This window comes from Luteimonas sp. FCS-9 (genome assembly GCF_001014645.1).
In the GTDB taxonomy this organism is placed as follows: Bacteria; Pseudomonadota; Gammaproteobacteria; order Xanthomonadales; family Xanthomonadaceae; genus Luteimonas.
In genome coordinates, this window is sequence record NZ_LASZ01000008.1 from 125,703 (window position 1) to 143,131 (window position 17,429).

12 protein-coding genes are annotated in these 17,429 nt (G+C 69.2%); 7 read left to right on the forward strand and 5 right to left on the reverse strand.

Going from position 1 to position 17,429, the window contains the following annotated elements; translation table 11 throughout:
- Positions 1-500 precede the first annotated feature (500 nt).
- The gene (locus WQ56_RS09265; protein ID WP_047136796.1) at positions 501-1,847 is read right to left on the reverse strand and encodes an outer membrane protein transport protein; all 1,347 of its coding nucleotides are present in this window, start codon (positions 1,845-1,847) and stop codon (positions 501-503) included.
- A 223-nt stretch (positions 1,848-2,070) separates the two neighbouring features.
- Between WQ56_RS09265 and WQ56_RS09270 the strand changes: the two genes are divergently transcribed.
- The 7 genes from WQ56_RS09270 (at position 2,071) to zapE (ending at position 9,043) form a co-directional block, all read left to right on the forward strand.
- On the forward strand, positions 2,071-2,769 hold the full coding sequence (locus WQ56_RS09270) for a rhomboid family intramembrane serine protease (protein WP_047136797.1): 699 nt from the start codon (positions 2,071-2,073) through the stop codon (positions 2,767-2,769).
- Between the two features lie 19 nt (positions 2,770-2,788).
- Positions 2,789-3,112: a DUF1820 family protein gene (locus tag WQ56_RS09275; RefSeq protein WP_047136798.1), complete on the forward strand. Its 324-nt coding sequence runs from the start codon at positions 2,789-2,791 to the stop codon at positions 3,110-3,112.
- Positions 3,113-3,230: 118 nt separating this feature from the next.
- Positions 3,231-4,916, forward strand: coding sequence for an electron transfer flavoprotein-ubiquinone oxidoreductase (locus tag WQ56_RS09280; RefSeq protein WP_047136799.1), 1,686 nt, complete (start codon positions 3,231-3,233; stop codon positions 4,914-4,916).
- A gap of 136 nt (positions 4,917-5,052) precedes the next feature.
- Positions 5,053-5,568 (forward strand): c-type cytochrome, encoded by a 516-nt coding sequence (locus WQ56_RS09285; RefSeq protein ID WP_047136800.1) that lies wholly within the window; start codon positions 5,053-5,055, stop codon positions 5,566-5,568.
- A gap of 98 nt (positions 5,569-5,666) precedes the next feature.
- Positions 5,667-7,109, forward strand: coding sequence for an ExeM/NucH family extracellular endonuclease (locus WQ56_RS09290; RefSeq protein ID WP_047136801.1), 1,443 nt, complete (start codon positions 5,667-5,669; stop codon positions 7,107-7,109).
- Positions 7,110-7,134: 25 nt separating this feature from the next.
- The gene (locus tag WQ56_RS09295) at positions 7,135-7,800 is read left to right on the forward strand and encodes an alpha/beta fold hydrolase (protein ID WP_047136802.1); all 666 of its coding nucleotides are present in this window, start codon (positions 7,135-7,137) and stop codon (positions 7,798-7,800) included.
- Positions 7,801-7,849: 49 nt separating this feature from the next.
- The gene (zapE, locus tag WQ56_RS09300) at positions 7,850-9,043 is read left to right on the forward strand and encodes a cell division protein ZapE (protein ID WP_047136803.1); all 1,194 of its coding nucleotides are present in this window, start codon (positions 7,850-7,852) and stop codon (positions 9,041-9,043) included.
- A 191-nt stretch (positions 9,044-9,234) separates the two neighbouring features.
- Here the strand turns inward: zapE and WQ56_RS09305 are convergent, their stop codons facing one another.
- The 4 genes from WQ56_RS09305 to WQ56_RS09315 form a co-directional block, all read right to left on the reverse strand.
- Positions 9,235-9,885, reverse strand: a complete 651-nt coding sequence (locus WQ56_RS09305) for a hypothetical protein (RefSeq protein ID WP_047136804.1) — start codon at positions 9,883-9,885, stop codon at positions 9,235-9,237.
- Between the two features lie 443 nt (positions 9,886-10,328).
- Positions 10,329-13,664 (reverse strand): toxin VasX, encoded by a 3,336-nt coding sequence (locus tag WQ56_RS09310; RefSeq protein WP_197076466.1) that lies wholly within the window; start codon positions 13,662-13,664, stop codon positions 10,329-10,331.
- Positions 13,609-14,547, reverse strand: coding sequence for a DUF4123 domain-containing protein (locus tag WQ56_RS18105; protein WP_156170481.1), 939 nt, complete (start codon positions 14,545-14,547; stop codon positions 13,609-13,611). The genes WQ56_RS09310 and WQ56_RS18105 overlap by 56 nt, the downstream gene beginning before the upstream one ends.
- Entirely contained in the window at positions 14,534-17,284 is a 2,751-nt protein-coding gene (locus WQ56_RS09315; protein ID WP_047136806.1) for a type VI secretion system Vgr family protein, read from the reverse strand. The genes WQ56_RS18105 and WQ56_RS09315 overlap by 14 nt, the downstream gene beginning before the upstream one ends.
- Positions 17,285-17,429 lie beyond the last annotated feature (145 nt).

Genomic DNA, 17,429 nt, shown 5'->3' on the forward strand with positions numbered 1-17,429 from the left:
CAGGGCCACACGCAGCGGCGTCCGCAGGCCGCAGCGGCATGTAAGGGTTCCAAGTGCGGGGATGGAAGTTCCACTTCGGATGGGCAGCCGCCTGCCAGCCGGAAGCCGCTCTCCCCTCGGTCAAGGCATCCTGCCTTGACTCGGGCGCGCACCATCCATGGCGCGCTCGACGCGGCCTCCGGCCGTCAGTCCGCTGCCGTGTGATTTGCCGCCCTGACCTCGGTACATGCGAAGTCGCATGATTGGAAGAAGGCGCGCACTGTCGGCCTCAGTGCGTCGTGCCGGTCGGGGATTGCGATAGCGGGCCAAGGATGGCCCGCGGCGGCGAGTCAGCCATGGATGGCTGACCGAGCCGGGGAGCAGTCCCCGGCCGGCGCGACGCGCGTTCCGGAGAAGAACGCCCTGCTCGATCGAGCAGAAGCAGAATTCCCCTGACTTCGACGAAGAGCCAAGAAAAACCCCGCCGAAGCGGGGTTTTCCGGGTCACGCCTGATGCGGGATCAGAAGCGGTACTGCGCCGACACGCCGAACAGGTTGGCGTTGCCGTCGAAAGCACCGAGCACGCGGGCACCGCCGCTGGCGGTATTGATCTGCGGGTTGCGCGGTTCGATGCGGGTATAGGCCATGTTGACGTCGAACGCGTCGTTGAGCTTCCAGGTCGCGCCGATCGAATAGAACATGCGATTGGCGTCGGGCAGGCGCGGGGTGCGGTGCTCGAGGTTGGTCGGGGTCTCGTCGTACGCGACGCCGCCGCGCAGCGCCCAGGTGTCGCTGAGCTGGAACTCGGCGCCCAGCGCGTAGAAGTCGCTGTCCTGCCACTGGAACGGCTCGACCGAATCCGGATCCGGGTTCTCGAACTGGATGCGGACCTCGCGCAGCGATTCCCAGCCCGTGCGGGCGTAGGTCGCCGACAGCATGAACGCATCGGTGACCTGCCAGGTCGCGCCGACGTTGAGGATCGACGGGGTGGTCAGCTCGGCGTAGGCGCCGCCATCGATGAACAGCGGGCTGGTGGTCCCGCTCGAGTCGAAGACCGCACGGGCGGTGTCGGGCACGGTCCAGTCGACGGTGCCCGACAGCTCGTAGTCGATCTCGGAGCGGTAGCTCACGCCGATCGACACCGCGTCGGTCGGGCGGAAGTGCGCGCCGATCAGCCAGCCGAAGCCGTTGTCGTCGCCCTGCACCTCGGCCGTGCCGTCGGCGCCCTGCGGGCGGGCGAAGGGCAGCGGACGGCTCGCGGGATTGGAGAACAGCAGCGCGCCGAAGTCGACGCCCTTCGACAGCGTGACATCGGCGCGCGAGGCGATGATGCCCAGGCCGACCGAGAACCGGTCGCCGAGGTCGACGGCGCCCGACAGCGTCAGGTCGACGATCTCCACTTCCGAGGTCAGCGCGGCGTAGCGGCCGACCCAGCCCGGGTCGTACTCGGTCTTCAGGCCGAACGGGGCGCTGACCATCGCGCCCAGCGCGGTGCCGTTGTCGAACTTGTGCACGACCGACAGCGCCGGCACCGGCGTGACGTCGCCGGCGTTGCCGCCGTTGCTGCCGGACATCGGGCGGCCGAGGGCGTCGACCGCGGCGCCCTGGAACTCGTAGTTGAGGTCGATGACGGTCAGGTCGGCCTGCACGGTGGTGCCCTCGAACTGGGTCATCACCGCCGGGTTGTTGGTCACCACCGAGCTGTCGCCGGTCTTGGCCGCGGTGCCGGCGAACGCGGCGCCCATCGACTTGACGCTGTTTTCCTTGAGCTGGAAGCCGGCCGCCTGGGCCTGGCCTGCGAAGGCCAGCGCGCCGGCGATGCCGAGCGCCAGCGCGGTGCACCGGGTGATGCGGGGGTAGGTCGCCATGGTCGCGTCTCTCCGAAGAATGTTCTTATGGTCGGGGCGTCGCCGGGACGGTACGACGCCTCCTTGGTCTCCGTCGCCCCGGAAATCCCCTCCCGGACGCGTGCGGCGGGCGCACTATACCGTACCTCCCCGTCCGGACCCGTGCTGCGCTGCGGCATGCCGGACACCGCTGCAGCGCCCTGCTTTACCGGGCGCGGCGGCCCCCTCGACAATGCCCGCGCCCATGTTCGTCTCGATCCCCAACCGTCGCGCCAAGACCCCGCTGCGCTGGGCCGTGCCGATGCTGTTCGCACTGCTGTGGCTGGCGTTCCTGTGGGCGAGTACGCGCTCGGCGAACGAGCACTACGCGCTGCTGCTCGACTGGGGCGCGCTGTACGGCGAGCCGGTCGGCACCGACGGCGTGCTGGTCAACTGGCTCGACCCCGGCCCGTGGCTGCGGCTGGTGACGGCGCTGTTCCTGCACGCCGACTGGGCGCACCTGCTGGGCAACCTGGTGTTCCTGCTGATCTTCGGCCTGCCGGCCGAGCGGCTGATGGGCGCCTGGCGGCTGCTGGTGCTGTTCGTGCTGGGCGGAGCGGTGGCCAACCTGGCGGCGGTGCTGGCGATCGGCGCGCCCGACCGGTTGATCATCGGTGCCAGCGGCGCGGTGTCCTCGCTGATCGGCGCCTATCTGGCGCTGTTCCCGCGGGCGCGACTGGGCGTGGTCGTGCCGCTGGGCCTGTTCCTGGAATTCGTGCGCGCGCCGGCCTCGCTGCTGATCGGGGTGTGGGCGCTGCTGCAGGTGTTCTTCGCCTACATCGGCCCGGCCTTCGGTGCGGTGGCCTGGGTCGCGCACCTGGCCGGGTTCCTCGTCGGCGTGGCGTTCGCGCTGGTGTCGCGCCACGCGATCGGCCAGCGGCTGCGGCGGCTCAAGGGATATTGAAGACTCTTATACTTGCCCCATGACCGGCAAGACGCTCTACAAGATCACCTTCCTCACCCACGGCAAGGTCTACGAGCTGTACGCACGACGGGTCGAGAGCGGACGGCTGTGGGGATTCGTCGAGGTGTCGGAGCTGGTGTTCGACGTCCACGCGGGCCTGGTCGTCGACCCGACCGAGGAACGCCTGCAGGCCGAGTTCGGCGACACCCGCACATTGCACCTGCCGATGCAGAGCGTGCTGCGCGTGGAGGAGGTGGAGACGAAGGGGCAGTCGGCGATCCGCGACGCGACCTCCGGCGAGAAGGTCGTCACCCCGTTCCCGTTGCCCGCCAAGCCGCGCTGAGCGGGCCGCCCGGCGCGCCGGGCTACACTGCGCGCCGCGGCCACGCCGCCGTCGCACGCACGCTGCGATGCTGTCCGACCGGACGCTCCCGTCACCCAGGCACCCGCCCAAGGCAACGATGACGACATCCCAGGAACTGCTGCAGACCCACGGCCCGCGCGAATCGATGGAGTACGACGTGGTCGTCGTCGGCGCCGGCCCCGGCGGCCTGTCGACCGCGATCCGGCTCAAGCAACTGGCCGCGCAGGCCGGACGCGAGGTGTCGGTCTGCGTGCTGGAAAAGGGCTCGGAGCCCGGCGCGCACATCCTCTCGGGCGCGATCGTCGATCCGCGCGCGCTGACCGAGCTGATCCCGGACTGGCAGGAGAAAGGCGCGCCGTTGAAGCAGGCGGTCACGCGCGATGAATTCCTGTTCCTCGACGAGACCGGCAGCAAGGCCACGCCGGACTTCTTCCTGCCCGACTGCTTCAGGAACCACGGCAACTACATCGTCAGCCTCGGCGCGGTCACGCGCTGGCTGGCCGCGCAGGCGGAAGGCCTGGGTGTGGAGATCTTCCCCGGCTTCGCCGCCGCCGAGGTGCTCTATGCCGACGACGGCGCGGTGCGCGGCGTCGCGACCGGCAACCTGGGCATCGGCAAGGACGGCCAGCCGACCGCCGAATTCCAGCTCGGCATGGAGCTGCACGCCAGGTACACGATCTTCGCCGAAGGCTCGCGCGGCCAGCTGGGCCGCGAGCTGATCGCGCGCTTCGCACTCGACGACGGCCGCGACCCGCAGAGCTACGGGCTCGGCATCAAGGAGCTGTGGCAGGTCGACCCGGCCAAGCACGAGCCGGGCCTGGTCGTGCACACCGCCGGCTGGCCTTTGAGCGACGACACCTACGGCGGCTCGTTCGTCTACCACGCCGAGGACGGCAAGGTCGCGATCGGCCTGGTCGTCGGGCTGGACTACCGCAATCCCTGGCTCAGTCCGTTCGAGGAATTCCAGCGCTTCAAGACCCATCCGGCGGTCCGCAAGTACCTCGAGGGCGGCAAGCGCATCGGCTACGGCGCGCGCTCGATCACCGCCGGCGGCCTGCTGTCGATCCCGAAGCTGGTGTTCCCCGGCGGCGCGTTCGTCGGCTGCGAGGCCGGCACGCTCAACGCCAGCCGCATCAAGGGCAGCCATGCGGCCATCAAGACCGGCATGCTTGCCGCCGAGGCCGCGTTTGCCGCGCTCGGCGAGGGCCGCGGCGGCGACGAGCTGGCCGCCTACCCGGCTGCGTTCGAGTCGAGCTGGCTGCATGCCGAACTGTCGCAGGCCAAGAACTTCAAGCAGTGGTTCAAGAAGGGCCGCATGACCGCCACGCTGATGACTGGTGTCGAGCAGTGGCTGCTGCCCAGGCTCGGCATCCGCACGCCGCCTTGGACGCTGCACCGCGACCGCCCCGACCACGCGTGCCTGGAGCCGGCCGCGCAGCACGCCAGAATCGCCTATCCCAAGCCCGACGGCGTGCTGACGTTCGACCGCCTGAGCTCGGTGTATCTGTCGAGCACCAACCACGACGAGGATCAGCCCGCGCATCTGACGCTCAAGGATCCGCGCGTGCCGGTGGACGTGAACCTGGCGACCTACGGCGGGCCCGAGGCACGCTACTGCCCGGCGGCGGTCTACGAGTTCGTCGAGGGGCCGGACGGTCCGCGGCTGCAGATCAACGCGCAGAACTGCGTGCACTGCAAGACCTGCGACATCAAGGACCCGACGCAGAACATCGTCTGGGTCGCGCCGCAGGGCGGTGGCGGCCCGAACTACGCGGGGATGTAGGCCCGCGCGCGGTCGCCGCGCACGCATGCGGCGATGCTGCGCCGCGACGGAACGCCGCAGGCATTTTGGCCGACCTGCCCGTATACTCGCGACAGCTGTGGTCCGCGGACCATGTCGCCAAAGCCAAGGGTGCTTCGTGCGCAACTACGATCTCGAATTCCTCAAGCGCTTCTCGATGGTGCTGGTGTTTCTGACCATCGTCACACTGGGCCTGATCGCCGGCGCCTGGTTCCTGCATCGCTCGGTCCCCACCGAAGTCCCGCCCAACGTCGCCCAGCGCACCCAGGCGCGCATCGCGCCGGTCGGCGCGGTGTACGCCGGCGCGACCGGTGCCGCCTCGCAGGCGGCGGCCGCCGCCGCTGCCGCCGCGGCGGCGACCTCGCAGGCCGCCTACGGCGGCACGCTCGAGGGTTCGGTGATCTACGAAAACCTGTGCGCAGGCTGCCACACCTCCGGCGCCGGCGGTGCCCCGACGCTCGACCACGCCCACTGGGACGCGCGCATCGCCCAGGGCAAGGACACGCTGTACCAGCACTCGATCGAGGGCTTCACCGGCGCGGCCGGCGTGATGCCCGCGCGCGGCGGCAATCCGGCGCTGACCGACGAGCAGATGCATGCCGTCGTCGACTGGATGGTCGACAACCTGAAGTAAGCTGCGGCGCGCCGGCCGGTCCGGCGCCGCCCGATGCCCGCGACGCCGCCTTCGGGCGGCGTCGTCGTTTCGGCGCCGCCCGCCTGGAGACTCCCGTGATGTCCGTGCGCCTCGCCCTGCCGCTGTGCCTGCTGCTCGCCGCCTGCCGGTCCGGCGGCCCCGTTCCCGACGCGTCGCCCGCGCGCGGCCCCGCCGCGGCGGACGACGTGGTGTCGCTGTCCGCACCGCCCGCCGACTGGGCGTCGCTCGCCGGCCGCCATGTCCGCATCGACGCACCGCTGACGCTCAGCGGGCACCACCGCATGGCGCGCGACGGCACGCTGGTCGCGAGTTTCGACGGCCGCCTGTTCACGCCGACCGAAATCGCCCGCCCCGGCGACGGGGCCGCGACTGTCGCCGCGCACAACCGCGCCCGGCGCGTCGTGCTCGACGACGGTCGCGAGGACCCGCCTGAAGCCGGCGCGCCGTGGTACCTGCCCGAACATGCGCGGGCGCTGCGCACCGGCAGCGCGCTGACCGGCGTGACCGGCATCGTCGAGCACACCGGCGACGGCTGGCGTCTGCGCGCGACCGCGCCGGTCTCGGTCGCACCCGCGCCGCGCCCGGCGCCGCCGCAGGTCGACGGCGACCTGCGCATCGCGGCCTTCAACCTGCAGAACCTGTTCAACGGCGACGGTCGCGGCGGTGGCTTTCCGACCCCGCGCGGCGCGAAGACCCCGGCCGACCTCGATCGCCAGGTCGCGGGACTGGTCGCGACGATCGCCGCGCTCGATGCCGACGTCGCCGCGCTGATGGAACTGGAAAACGACGGCTACGACGCGCGGTCGAGCATCGCCCAGCTGGTCGACGCGCTCAACGCCGCCGGCCCGGCGCGCGACTGGCGCTTCGTCGACGCAGGCCACGGTCCCGGCGACAACCCGATCCGGGTCGGCCTGCTCTACCGCAGCGCGCGCGTGCGCCCCGAGGGCGCGCCGGCGATCCTCGAAGGCGGCCCGTTCGTCGCCCACAGCCGCGTCCCCCTCGCCCAGGCCTTCGTGCCGCTGCGCGACGGCCGCGTCGCGGGGCCGGCCTTCTCGGTCGTCGCCGTGCACCTGAAATCGAAGGGCTGCGGCGGCGCCGAGGGCGCGGACCGGGACCAGGGCGACGGCCAGGCCTGCTGGAACGCGACGCGCACCGAATCCGCGCGCCGGCTGCTGGCGTGGCTGGCGACCCGGCCGACGCCCGGTGGCGACCGGATCGCGGTGGTCGGCGACTTCAATGCCTACGCGATGGAGGACCCGGTGCGCGCGTTCGTCGCCGCCGGCTGGCGCGACCCGTTCGACGGCGGCGACGCGGATGCGCGCTACAGCTTCGTTTTCGACGGCCAGGCCGGGCGCCTCGACCACCTGCTGCTGAGCCCGGCGCTGGCCGCGCGGCTCCAGGGCGCGGCGAAGTGGCACAGCAACGCCGACGAGCCCGACCCGGGCGCGCCACCCGGCACGCCATGGCGCAGTTCCGACCACGATCCGCTGGTCGTGGGCCTGCGCCTGCGCGGCGAGTGAACGCGCGGACGTTTATCATCTGGGCATGACGTCCCCCACGTTCCCCACGCAGTCCGGCCCGCTGACGCTGGTCGGCCCCGCCGGCGCCCTCGAGGCCGCGATCGACCTCCCCGACGCCGACGTGCCCGCATTGCCGCTGGTCGCGGTGGTCTGCCATCCGCTGCCCACCGAGGGCGGCACGATGCACAACAAGGTCGTGACGATGGTCGCCCGCGCGCTGCGCGAGCTCGGCGCGACGACGCTGCGCTTCAGTTTCCGCGGCACCGGCGCCTCCGAGGGCCGCTTCGACCAGGGCAACGGCGAGACCGACGACCTGGCCGCGGTCGTCGACTGGGTCCGCCGCGAGCGGCCCGGCCACGCGCTGTGGCTGGCCGGCTTCAGCTTCGGCGCCTACGTGTCCCTGCGCGCCAGCGACATGCTCAAGCCCGATCTGCTGGTCTCGATCGCGCCGCCGGCCGGGCGCTGGGACTTCGACCGCATCGTGCTGCCCGACTGCCCGTGGCTGGTGATCCAGGGCGAGGCCGACGAGATCGTGGATCCCGAAGCCGTCTACCAATGGCTCGAGGACCGCGACGCGCAGGCCGAGCTGGTGCGCATGCCCGACACCAGCCATTTCTTCCACCGGCGCCTGATCGACCTGCGCGGCGCGGTGAAGAACGGCGTGCGCCGCCATCTGCCCGAACCGCGATGATCCGGTCCCGCCGCGCCCGGCCCGGCACCGCCATGACGCGAGGCCGGCGATGAGCCTGCCGCCGCTGCCCTCCGAGCGCTACGCCGCCGGCGTCGCCCGCGGTGACTGGCAGCACGACCCGGCCCAGCAGCCGGCGCTGGTCGAACTCGACCGGCTGCATCGCGCGCTGCACGCCCCGCCGCCGCGCCGCGGCCTGCTCGGCCGGCTGTTCGGCGGCGACCGCGACGTCGACGGCCCGCCCGGCCTGTACCTGTGGGGCGGCGTGGGACGCGGCAAGACCTTCATGATCGACCTGTTCCACGACGGCCTGGCGCTGCGCACGCTCAAGGGCGACGCCCACGCGGACGACCCGGCGCCCGCCGCGCCGCGCGACCCCGCCCGCAGCCCCGAGGTCGATCCGCACCTGGGCGGCAAGCGGCGCACGCATTTCCACCGCTTCATGCGCGAGGTGCACGCCGCGCTGCGCACCCATGCCGGCGAACGCGACCCGCTGGCCGCGATCGTGCGCGGCTGGCGCGATGCCGGCCTGCGCGTGCTCGTGCTCGACGAGTTCTTCGTCAGCGACATCGGCGATGCGATGCTGCTCGCGCGGCTGCTCGAGCGCATGGTCGCCGACGGTATCGTGTTGGTGACCAGCTCCAATGCCGCGCCCAGGGACCTGTACAAGGACGGCCTGCAGCGCGCGCGCTTCCTGCCGGCGATCGACCTGATCGAGCAGCACTGCCACGTGGTGTATCTGGAGAGCGACACCGACTACCGCATGCGCGCGCTGACGCGCTCGCCCGTCTACCGCGCACCGCTCGATCCCGGCTCCGACGCCTGGCTCGACACGCGCTGGCACGAACTGGGCGGCGACGACGGCCATCGCGACGCCGGCATCGAGCTCGATGGCCGCCGCATCCCCGTGCGTGCGCGCTGCACCGGCATGGCCTGGTTCGACTTCGACGCGCTGTGCGAGGGCCCCCGTGGCGCCAGCGACTACATCCAGATCGCGACCGAGTTCCACACCGTGCTGCTCGGATGCATCCCGACGATGGACGCCCGCCGCGACGACGCCGCCCGCCGTTTCGTCACGTTGATCGACGAGCTCTACGACCGCAGCGTCAACCTCGTCTGCACCGCCGACGCCGAACCACCGCTGCTCTATGCCGGCGAACGCCTGTCCGCCGCCTTCGAGCGCACCGCCTCGCGCCTGATCGAGATGCGCAGCGCGGAGTACCTGCTACGGGAGCATCGGGGGTAGCCGGTTGCTTGGACGCCCCTCGTGATCACCTGCCATCGGCCTGGCCTGAGGTCGGATGCGCTTCAGCGCAACCTGACCGGAGCCGTGCCTGCCGGCTATTCGGTCAACATTGCATCAAGTTCGGCGCTCGGCTAATCCTTCACGTCATAATCCGCTTGATGGCTGATGCGGAACCCATTGCAGCCCTGGCCTTACCACTCCAGGGTGGACATCCAGGCGATCAGCCAGACCCATAGCCCACCACCCAGCAGGATCGATCCGATATAAAGCACCCGTTCCGGCAAGGCGATCTCGCCCAGTGGCTGGATCTTGCGGGCGAGTGCTTCAGGTATCGGGCCGTCCTTGCCTGGATCGTAGGCGGCCTCGTCCAGGTCTTTTTGCGGGAACTGCGGCACCCAGCCCAGTCGACTCCCAAGCAAGGTCAGCATGTGGAACGGCCACAGCAGGACCGTCCACACCGGCACGAAAACCCACATCAGCAGTTTGCCAATCGGCCTGCGCTCGGACCAATCGTAAGCGCCCATCCAGAAGTTGATGCCGTCCAGCCGGAACTCCTGCAGCAGCGGGCGCCGGATGCCGCCGATCAGCCGGATCTCGGGCAGGGCTTCCCAATCGCCCGCCATGTAGCGGCACAGGAATTCGTAATAGGCCGCCGCCGCTCGGGCGCTGATCAGGTGGCCCGAGACCTTGATCTGACTTATCGCCGAGCGCCCGTCCTCGGAGAGATGCACGAGCCGCAGGATCATCACCGAGGACGCACCGGCTGCGTGCGCTGCGCGCATCACCTCGAAGTAGGGCTGCAGGTCCGACCAGCGCGCTTCCACGCGCTTGCGGCCTTGCATTTGGATCACGGTACCCCTCTTGCGATTGAATAACGTGGGCTCCGAGTATCCTCTCCTCCAAAGATTCGAGGCTACCCACCAAATCATGAAAGCAGGAAATAAAGAAAATGATATTATTATAATTGAGACCGCAAAGTCGCCAAATGAATAGAAGAAATACGATCCATAGAAAGAGATATATATTAAAAGAAGCGCTGCAAGGACCGCGAGAACCCCAACCCCATAGGCTCCCGCTTCGCCGGTGGAGTTCGGGACTGAAATTAGCCTTACGGGGCTGACTTCGTTTACGAGTGAGCTCGCAGTCCCGTAGTTGGTTCGCAGCATCAAGGGATGCATGCGGTGGCCCTCCACCCGAAGCGGCCTGCTTTCGTCCACGTCCTTCCCGTCAGGGCTCAGGCTCCATTGCCGTGGCGACTCGCCGCCATCCGATTTCTCATTCACACTCAACTCATTCCTCCAGCCACCAGGTCGCCGCGCAATCCCGCCGCATCCGGAAGCACCAGTTCTGGCGCGTGAGCCCGGTCGGGCCAGTACTTCAACGTCAACGTCACCCGACGCATTTGCCGGTTCAAGCCGCCTATCCGCCACGCGATCCCGCCGCGGTCGGTCCTGCGCATCACATTGCCTGCAGCGCGGGTCAGGGGACGTTCTCTTCCTCCATCATTCCAAGTGGTGCGCACATCATTCGCGCTCGGCTCATCCTTCAAATCGTGCTCCGCTCGATAGGTGATGCGGAATCCATCGCTAGCTTCGCCGATAATGACGTACGACACCCAACTCCCGCGCCCGATTGCTGGCGCATGAATTTCCACGACGGCTGCCTGACGCGGGGTGCGCAGCGCCCCATTGCCAAACAAGCCGGCATCGTCTTCCCAGCGCATGTCCACATCCAGCCTCATCACGAAGAGCGCTGCAAGTGCGTCACCCTCTATCCTAGCGTTAGGATAGAGAGGATTCGTTCCAAACATTGAGGAGCGAAGCCAGACCTGCAATGGGTTGTCTCGGGCATCTTCCGATTTGAACAGCAGGTAGATTGCGATGCCTGCCAGGACGAAAGCTGCTATGGCCCATCCGACGGGCCCCAGGAATGAGCCAAGACCGAACGCACCCGCTATAGAGGCAGCTCCGCTTCCTGCAAGTACAAAGCCGCCAAGCACCATATAGGCGCCCGCGTCAGAGTCGCCTTCGGAGCGTAGCTCCATACCATCCTTGATGGTCAGCAGCCCCATGATCACACCGGCCGCACCACCTAGCGCAGCCCCACGCGCTGCCATCATCTTTGCGTCCATCCTCAGCACGCTCACCTGAGCGCCCGTTCTCGCCTCCGCAAGCTTCATCCCGCCCGCCATCACCTCCATACCCGCACCGAGAACGCCGAGCACAGAGGCGAACACCTTGGAGATCGCGACCGCGCTGGTTTCATCCTTGGCACGCAGTTCCTTGATCGCATCCACCAGCCCGACCGCCTGAAACGCGCCGGCGAGCGCGGCCAGGCCGCCGTAGTCCGCACTCTTGCGCATTATCGTCAGCATTCGCTTGCTCCACCCCATGCCGGAGGGCGCGCGCGGCAAGCTGGCCAGATGGGCCGGTACCACCACCGCGCCAGCACCCGCTGTGCCCGCTACAGGCGGCAAGCCAAGCCGCCTGGCATTTTCAACCCGGGCATTCTCGATCCGAGCCCGTTCCGCTTCCAGCGCACTCATCCGTTCCTGCCGGGCTGCTTCCTGTGCGAATTCCTCCCGCAACCCCACCAGGGCCTCATCCATCGCCTGGGCGAGTGGCGTCCTGGCAGGGGCCCGGCCTCGACGTCCGGCTTGTCGCTCGGCTTTTTGCTGCGCGCGCCGTTCCTCTCTCTGCTGGCGGCGCCGCGCACTACGGCGATTCCCCTCTGTCCCGGTCACCAGCTCGGCCTGGCGTTCGTGCAGGTCGAGGCGCAACACGGCAATGCGCCGGCTGCCGTCGGGCCCCAGTTCATCCAGATAGTCGCCCAGGTCCACCTGCAATCGACGTGCTCCACCTCGTCCACTCTGGACCTGGTGGCGATGCGAGATTGGCTGTCCCCACGCCGCCTCCTTGTTGTCACGGACCAGCTCCGCCCAGGTCGGGGTCTCTACGACCGGCACTGCATAGGCATCGAACCAGAGGCCGCCTGCCATTGCGAGTACACGCAGGTTACCGACCGCGGCGACCTTGGCATCGGTGAACAGGCCTTCAAGCGTCACCAGCATCGTCCGCACGGACTCGGCCGGTCCCAGCGTGACCCGGAAAACGCGGTCACTCGACGCCAGCGCCGTTGCCGCCTCGGGCAACGCATCCAGACGCATGGCGGTGCCGGCCACGCTGGCCTTCAATGCCTGCGACAGTTCCGAGTAGGCCTTGGTCCATTCGTCGTAGACGCCATAGCTGCCCTTCATGAGAGCCGCAACGTCGCCGGCCTTGTCCTGCACCAGATAGTCGAGAAGCGCCTTCTGATCGGCCAGGACGACGCGATACATCAGGTTGTCGGTCACCGGTTTCTGGATCATCTCCAGCGCAAACATGCGTTCGGTCTCGCTCAGGCTCATGCCGGCGAGCACGGCCGCCATCTGGCTGACGAAATCGACCGTGGACTCTGGGTCCTCGCTATCGAAGTCGGTGTGCGACATACTCGAGAACTGCACCCGCTCGATCGCGACACGCGTATCGAGCCCCAGCATCTCCAACTGGCCCTGCAGCCGGCGCCGGATCGGCGTGTATTCGTCGAGAAAGGCCTGGCGCTTGTCGGCATCGATCTTGATCAGATACTCCTCGCGCCACTCCTCCGCCTTCTCGGCGCCACCGTTCTTGAAGCTTGCCTCCATCTGGCGAATCGCCCGATCCACGGTGATCTGCCGCGCATAGCGGGTTTCCAGTTCCTCGATCTTGGCCGCCGCCCGCCGAGCATAGTGACGGACCTCCATCGCAATGCCCATCGGATCGTCGAGGAAGACCGCGGCGCCACCCCCGGCATGCATCCTGTGCATGCGGTCGCCGATCTGCCGCCCGAGGGCACGCAGGTCGCAGCCGGACACAATGCCCTCGTCGAAGCGGGCATGCATGCCAGCAAACTCGGACGCCACTGTCGTCAGTTCGACGCCTTCGGCGTCGATCAGGCGCGCGTCCCGTTGTTGCAGGTCGCCACTGTTCTCCATCGTCTGCAGCGTTCCAACGTCGAAGCGCGAGAAACGGGTTCGCCATCGCAATGATTCTTCGTCCTCGCCGGCTTCGCCCGCCATCAAGGCGCGCTTGCCTCGATCCAGCAACTGCGAGGTGTAACGCGTGCTGACATAGGCCATCCAGATCGTCCGGTCCTCATCCGGATCGGGGAGAACGAGCGCGCTGGAGCGGCTGAGATGATCCACCCGTCCGCACTGAAACCCTTCCGAGTCCGGCTCGGTTCGCGCGGGAAACTCCCAGAGGGCGCCATCCTCGGCCACATGAAACGCACGCCAGACACCGCCCTTGCGCTCGTCCAGCAGGTACAGGTAGCCGCCACTGAGCATGCGGATCGCCAGCTCGCCCGCATTGAATCGATAACCGGCCGGCCCTGTATCCACGGGTTGTCCCGTGTATTGGGCATCCTTGAGCACGTAGGCGAACCGCATCGGCAGAATCGGAAAACCCAACTTGTCGCAGCGAGGGCAATCGCCGAAAGGCGCCACATTGGGACTCGTCTCCCGCGCGAACTGCGCAATCTGTGCGCCATCAGCCATGAGCTTCTCCTTCTGCGGCAATGATCCAGTGCCCAGTCGCGACTTCATCCCACCATTCCCGACTCGCATTCGCCGCAGCGTCGACGTAGCTGCCTCGGCCATCGGCAGCGAGCGACAGCCACCGGGCAACGTCGGGATGGCATTCGATGCGTGGATGGACCAGGCAGCGATGCAGCACGAAGCTGAGGCAATCGGCTGCACGCTCGATCGGGAGCCCATGGCGTCGCGCGCAGGCCATCGCTGCGAAAATACGGTCATACGCGTCTTCGGGCATTGGATCGTCCAGCGTCCGCCACTGTCCGAAGGCTTGATTGACCAAGCCCAGGCTATCCAGCGCTGGGATGTCTTCCGCCGTTACGCGGAATCCGCCCGAGGGAGCCGGAACACCCTGCGTGCGGCGCAACTTGCCGAAATCGTCCAGGCTCCACCACACCGAGACGCCATGCACCGCAAAACCATGACACAGCAGCTGCTGCAGGTGCCGTACAACACGAGGGTCGTAGAAGCGCATGAGCCAGTGTTTGGCACCATCCCTGCGGCGCATCTGCGCACCGATCACGCTGCGCAAAGCGGGCAGGGGCAAGGGGCTAGTGAACCAGCCGCACACACTGCGTACGCTCGATGAGGCGCATGCCTCCCGGGTCGCAATTTCGAACGAAGCGTCCAGCAACCAAGACGTTGAGCGAGCAATCCGGACGAAGAATGGTGAACGCTCTTTTTCGACGCCGAACATCGCGAGATCGATGATGTGCTCGATGTTTCCCGAGGACACGTCCCCCTTCCGCGTCCAGGGGCGATCCCAGGGGGACCGCAGCACGGGGTCTACGAAGACATAGGCGTCGTTCTTCTCATTCTCGAACAAGCGCCATCTCAATTCGTCCAGGCGCGCGCTGAGAATCGAGCTATCGGGAAGGGCTTCACGCTTCGACACGCGCGCCTCCCGTCGCAGCGGCAGACTTGACCTTCTCGGCACAGCCTTTGTACTCGGCCACGGAGAGGCGCTCGCTCGCGCCCTCCCCCTGCGCCCCCACCCAGTCCTTGCTCGACGCCCTGAACTCCACCCGCCCCGGCGCGCCGAGTTCGATGTTGCCGCCTTCGAGCTTGAGGTAGGCGCCGACGGCGGTCAGCAGGACGTGGCCGGCGGGCGCGACGATCTCCACGTCCGCCTGCGTGCTGGCGATGGCGACGTTCGTCTTGGCGGCGACGGTCGCTTTGTTGCGAGGCGCGCGGGCGCTGAGCTTGCCCTGGGCCGCGTGCAGGGCGATGCCGCGTTCGGGGTTCGGACTGCCGGCGGGCGGCTCGCCGCCCTGGGCGAACAGCGCGATGCCGCCGGCCGCGGCGGCGACGAGTCCGCCCTGGCTCGTCCAGCCCAGCGCGTCGCCGGCAAGCAGCGCGGTCTGGGTGCCCGAGACCCAGACCTGGTCGGCCGGCGTCAGGCTCAACAGGCCGTCGGGACTGCTGGCCGCCAGCAGCGGCGCGCCCCAGGCCGGCACCTCGCCGGCGCCGCCGCCGATGCCGTCCACGGGCTTGCCTTGCGCGGTCGCGCCCAGGGTCTTCTGCACGCTGCGCAGGCTGTCCTGCGCGGGCAAGGTGTCGCGGTCGCCGGGGAGCGCGGCCTGCTGTTGCGCGGCGGTGTCAGCCAGCGTCTGCAGCAGTTGCTCGCCCTCGGCCAGCTGGGTCTGCAGACCCGGTGCGGCGAGCTGGAGCCGGCCCGGTTCGGTGGTCAGCAGCAGGCCGGCGCCGGCCCGGACGGCACCGCTGGCACGCGTCGACAGCTCCGCGCCGAAGCCGCGCGTCGCCTCCCGGCGGTTGTCCTCGCCCTCGCGCAGATGGCCGAGCGTCAGCGTGGCGGCGTGCTGGGTCGTGGCCAGTTGCGCACGCCCCTGTCCGGGCGTGTCGTCGAGCCGCAGCATCTGGTAGCCGCCGCTGCCGTCCTGGCTCTGCGCCATCGCCTGGCTCTTGAAGCCGGTGAACACCGCGCCATGGTCGTTGCCGGCGAACCACGCCGGGGCGTTGCCGGTCGCCCCGGCGCCACCGGTCGGAACCCGATTGTGGGCGGCGTCGTCCTGGCCGCGGCCGTTGTAGAGCGCGCCCACGACGACCGGACGGTCGATGTCGCCCTCCAGGAACGCCACCAGCACCTCCTGGCCGCAGCGCGGGATCGCCACGCCGCCCCAGTCGTCGCCGGCCCACGGCGTGGCCACGCGCACCCAGGTCCACGCGCCGCCGTGGCCGGGGGCGTTGTCGTCGCCACCGGGATGCGCCTGGCCGCTGCTCGCATCGCTGCCGCGCTGCCAGGGGAACTGCACCTTGATGCGATGGTCGCGGTCGGTCAGCACCGGCCCGCCGTCGCCGACCACGATGGCGCTCTGCGTGCCGTGGACCGTGGGCCGGGCGTGCAGGCGCAGGCCGTGCCCATCGACGGTCCTGGGGCGATAGGGCACCAAGGCGGGGATCGCATCGAAGCGGTTGCGATAGAACGCGACCTCGCCGAGGGACGCGGGCGCGGGCGCGGCCTCGAGCCCGGCGAGCGCGGACGGCGGCTCGAGCGGCGCCTGCAGCCAGGCGCCCAGCCGGCGCTCGACCACGTCGAACACCTCGGCCCCGAGATTGTTGCGCGCGCCATGCTCGACGCCGATGCAGACGAAGCCATCGGTCTCGTGCGCGGCGGCGAAATGCCCGGTCAGCGAGAAGTGGGCGCCCGGCGCGAGGCGGCGCCAGCTGCCGCGTCCCTCGATGCGTCGCGCGTCGACCTGCAGCGCCTCCAGCTGTCGGGCGAGGTGGCGCTCGCCGGCCGCGGCGTCGGGCCAGGCGTACGGTCCCGCGGTATCGACGTCCGCCGGTGCGACCTGGCCATGGGTGGCGCCCTCCAGGCTGGCAGGACGCAGCGCCAAGCTGCGATAGTCCCAGCTCGCACGCGACAGCCGTGCCGTCTGCAGCCGCCGGGCATCGGACCAGTGCTGGATCGCATCGTCGCGCTCGGTCGCGTCGCTGCGGTGATAGCGCACGGCGCCGAGGTCGGCGAACGCGGCGTTGTGGTCGGCCAGCACCAGGGTGTGGCGGCCGAAGGTCTCCGACGCGGGGTCGCCGTCGTGCTCGAACCAGCAGAAGATGCCCGCATCGGCCAGCAGCCGCCGGACGAACGCCAGGTCGCTCTCGGCGTACTGGGTGGTGAGGCTGCGCACGGGATAGGCGTCGCGGTCGGCCAGATCCCAGCGCCAGGCGGGCGCGAGCGGGCCGGCGCCTGCGTAATCGGCGAAAACGTCCTCGACGATGTCGGGAATGCGCATGTCCTGGAACACGTAGCTGTCGATGCGCCGGCCCAGGAACGCCAGCCATGGCTCGACGACGAGACGGTAGCGCGCCAGCCCGCCATTGCTGCCCACGCATTCGAAGGCGGTGACGTGGCCGTGGAACCACCTCGGCAGCGGATCGGCGGCCTGCAGCGCCAGCAGCACCGGGCGGCCGAGCAGCGAATGGAGATCGAGCCGGGCATCGACCGACAACGCGGTGACGTCGAGGCGGTAGCCCGCATCGAGGCGTTCGTATCCCGACAACGCCTCGGCGACCAGAACGTCGGGGCCGAGCGGGGTATGCAGCCGCATCAGGCGGTCCGTCTGGCCGGGCCCGGCCAGCAGCGCGGTCAATCTTCCTGTGGGCACTTCCATGGCGATGCTCCTTGCGGTCGACGGTCCGCTCCCCCTTGCGGACCCGCGACCCCGACTTCCCTGGGGCCTGTCGGCCGATGGTAGCGGCTTCGGCCCGCCGCGACCACGGCCGTCCGGTGCCAGGGGGACCGTCGATTCCTCCGCC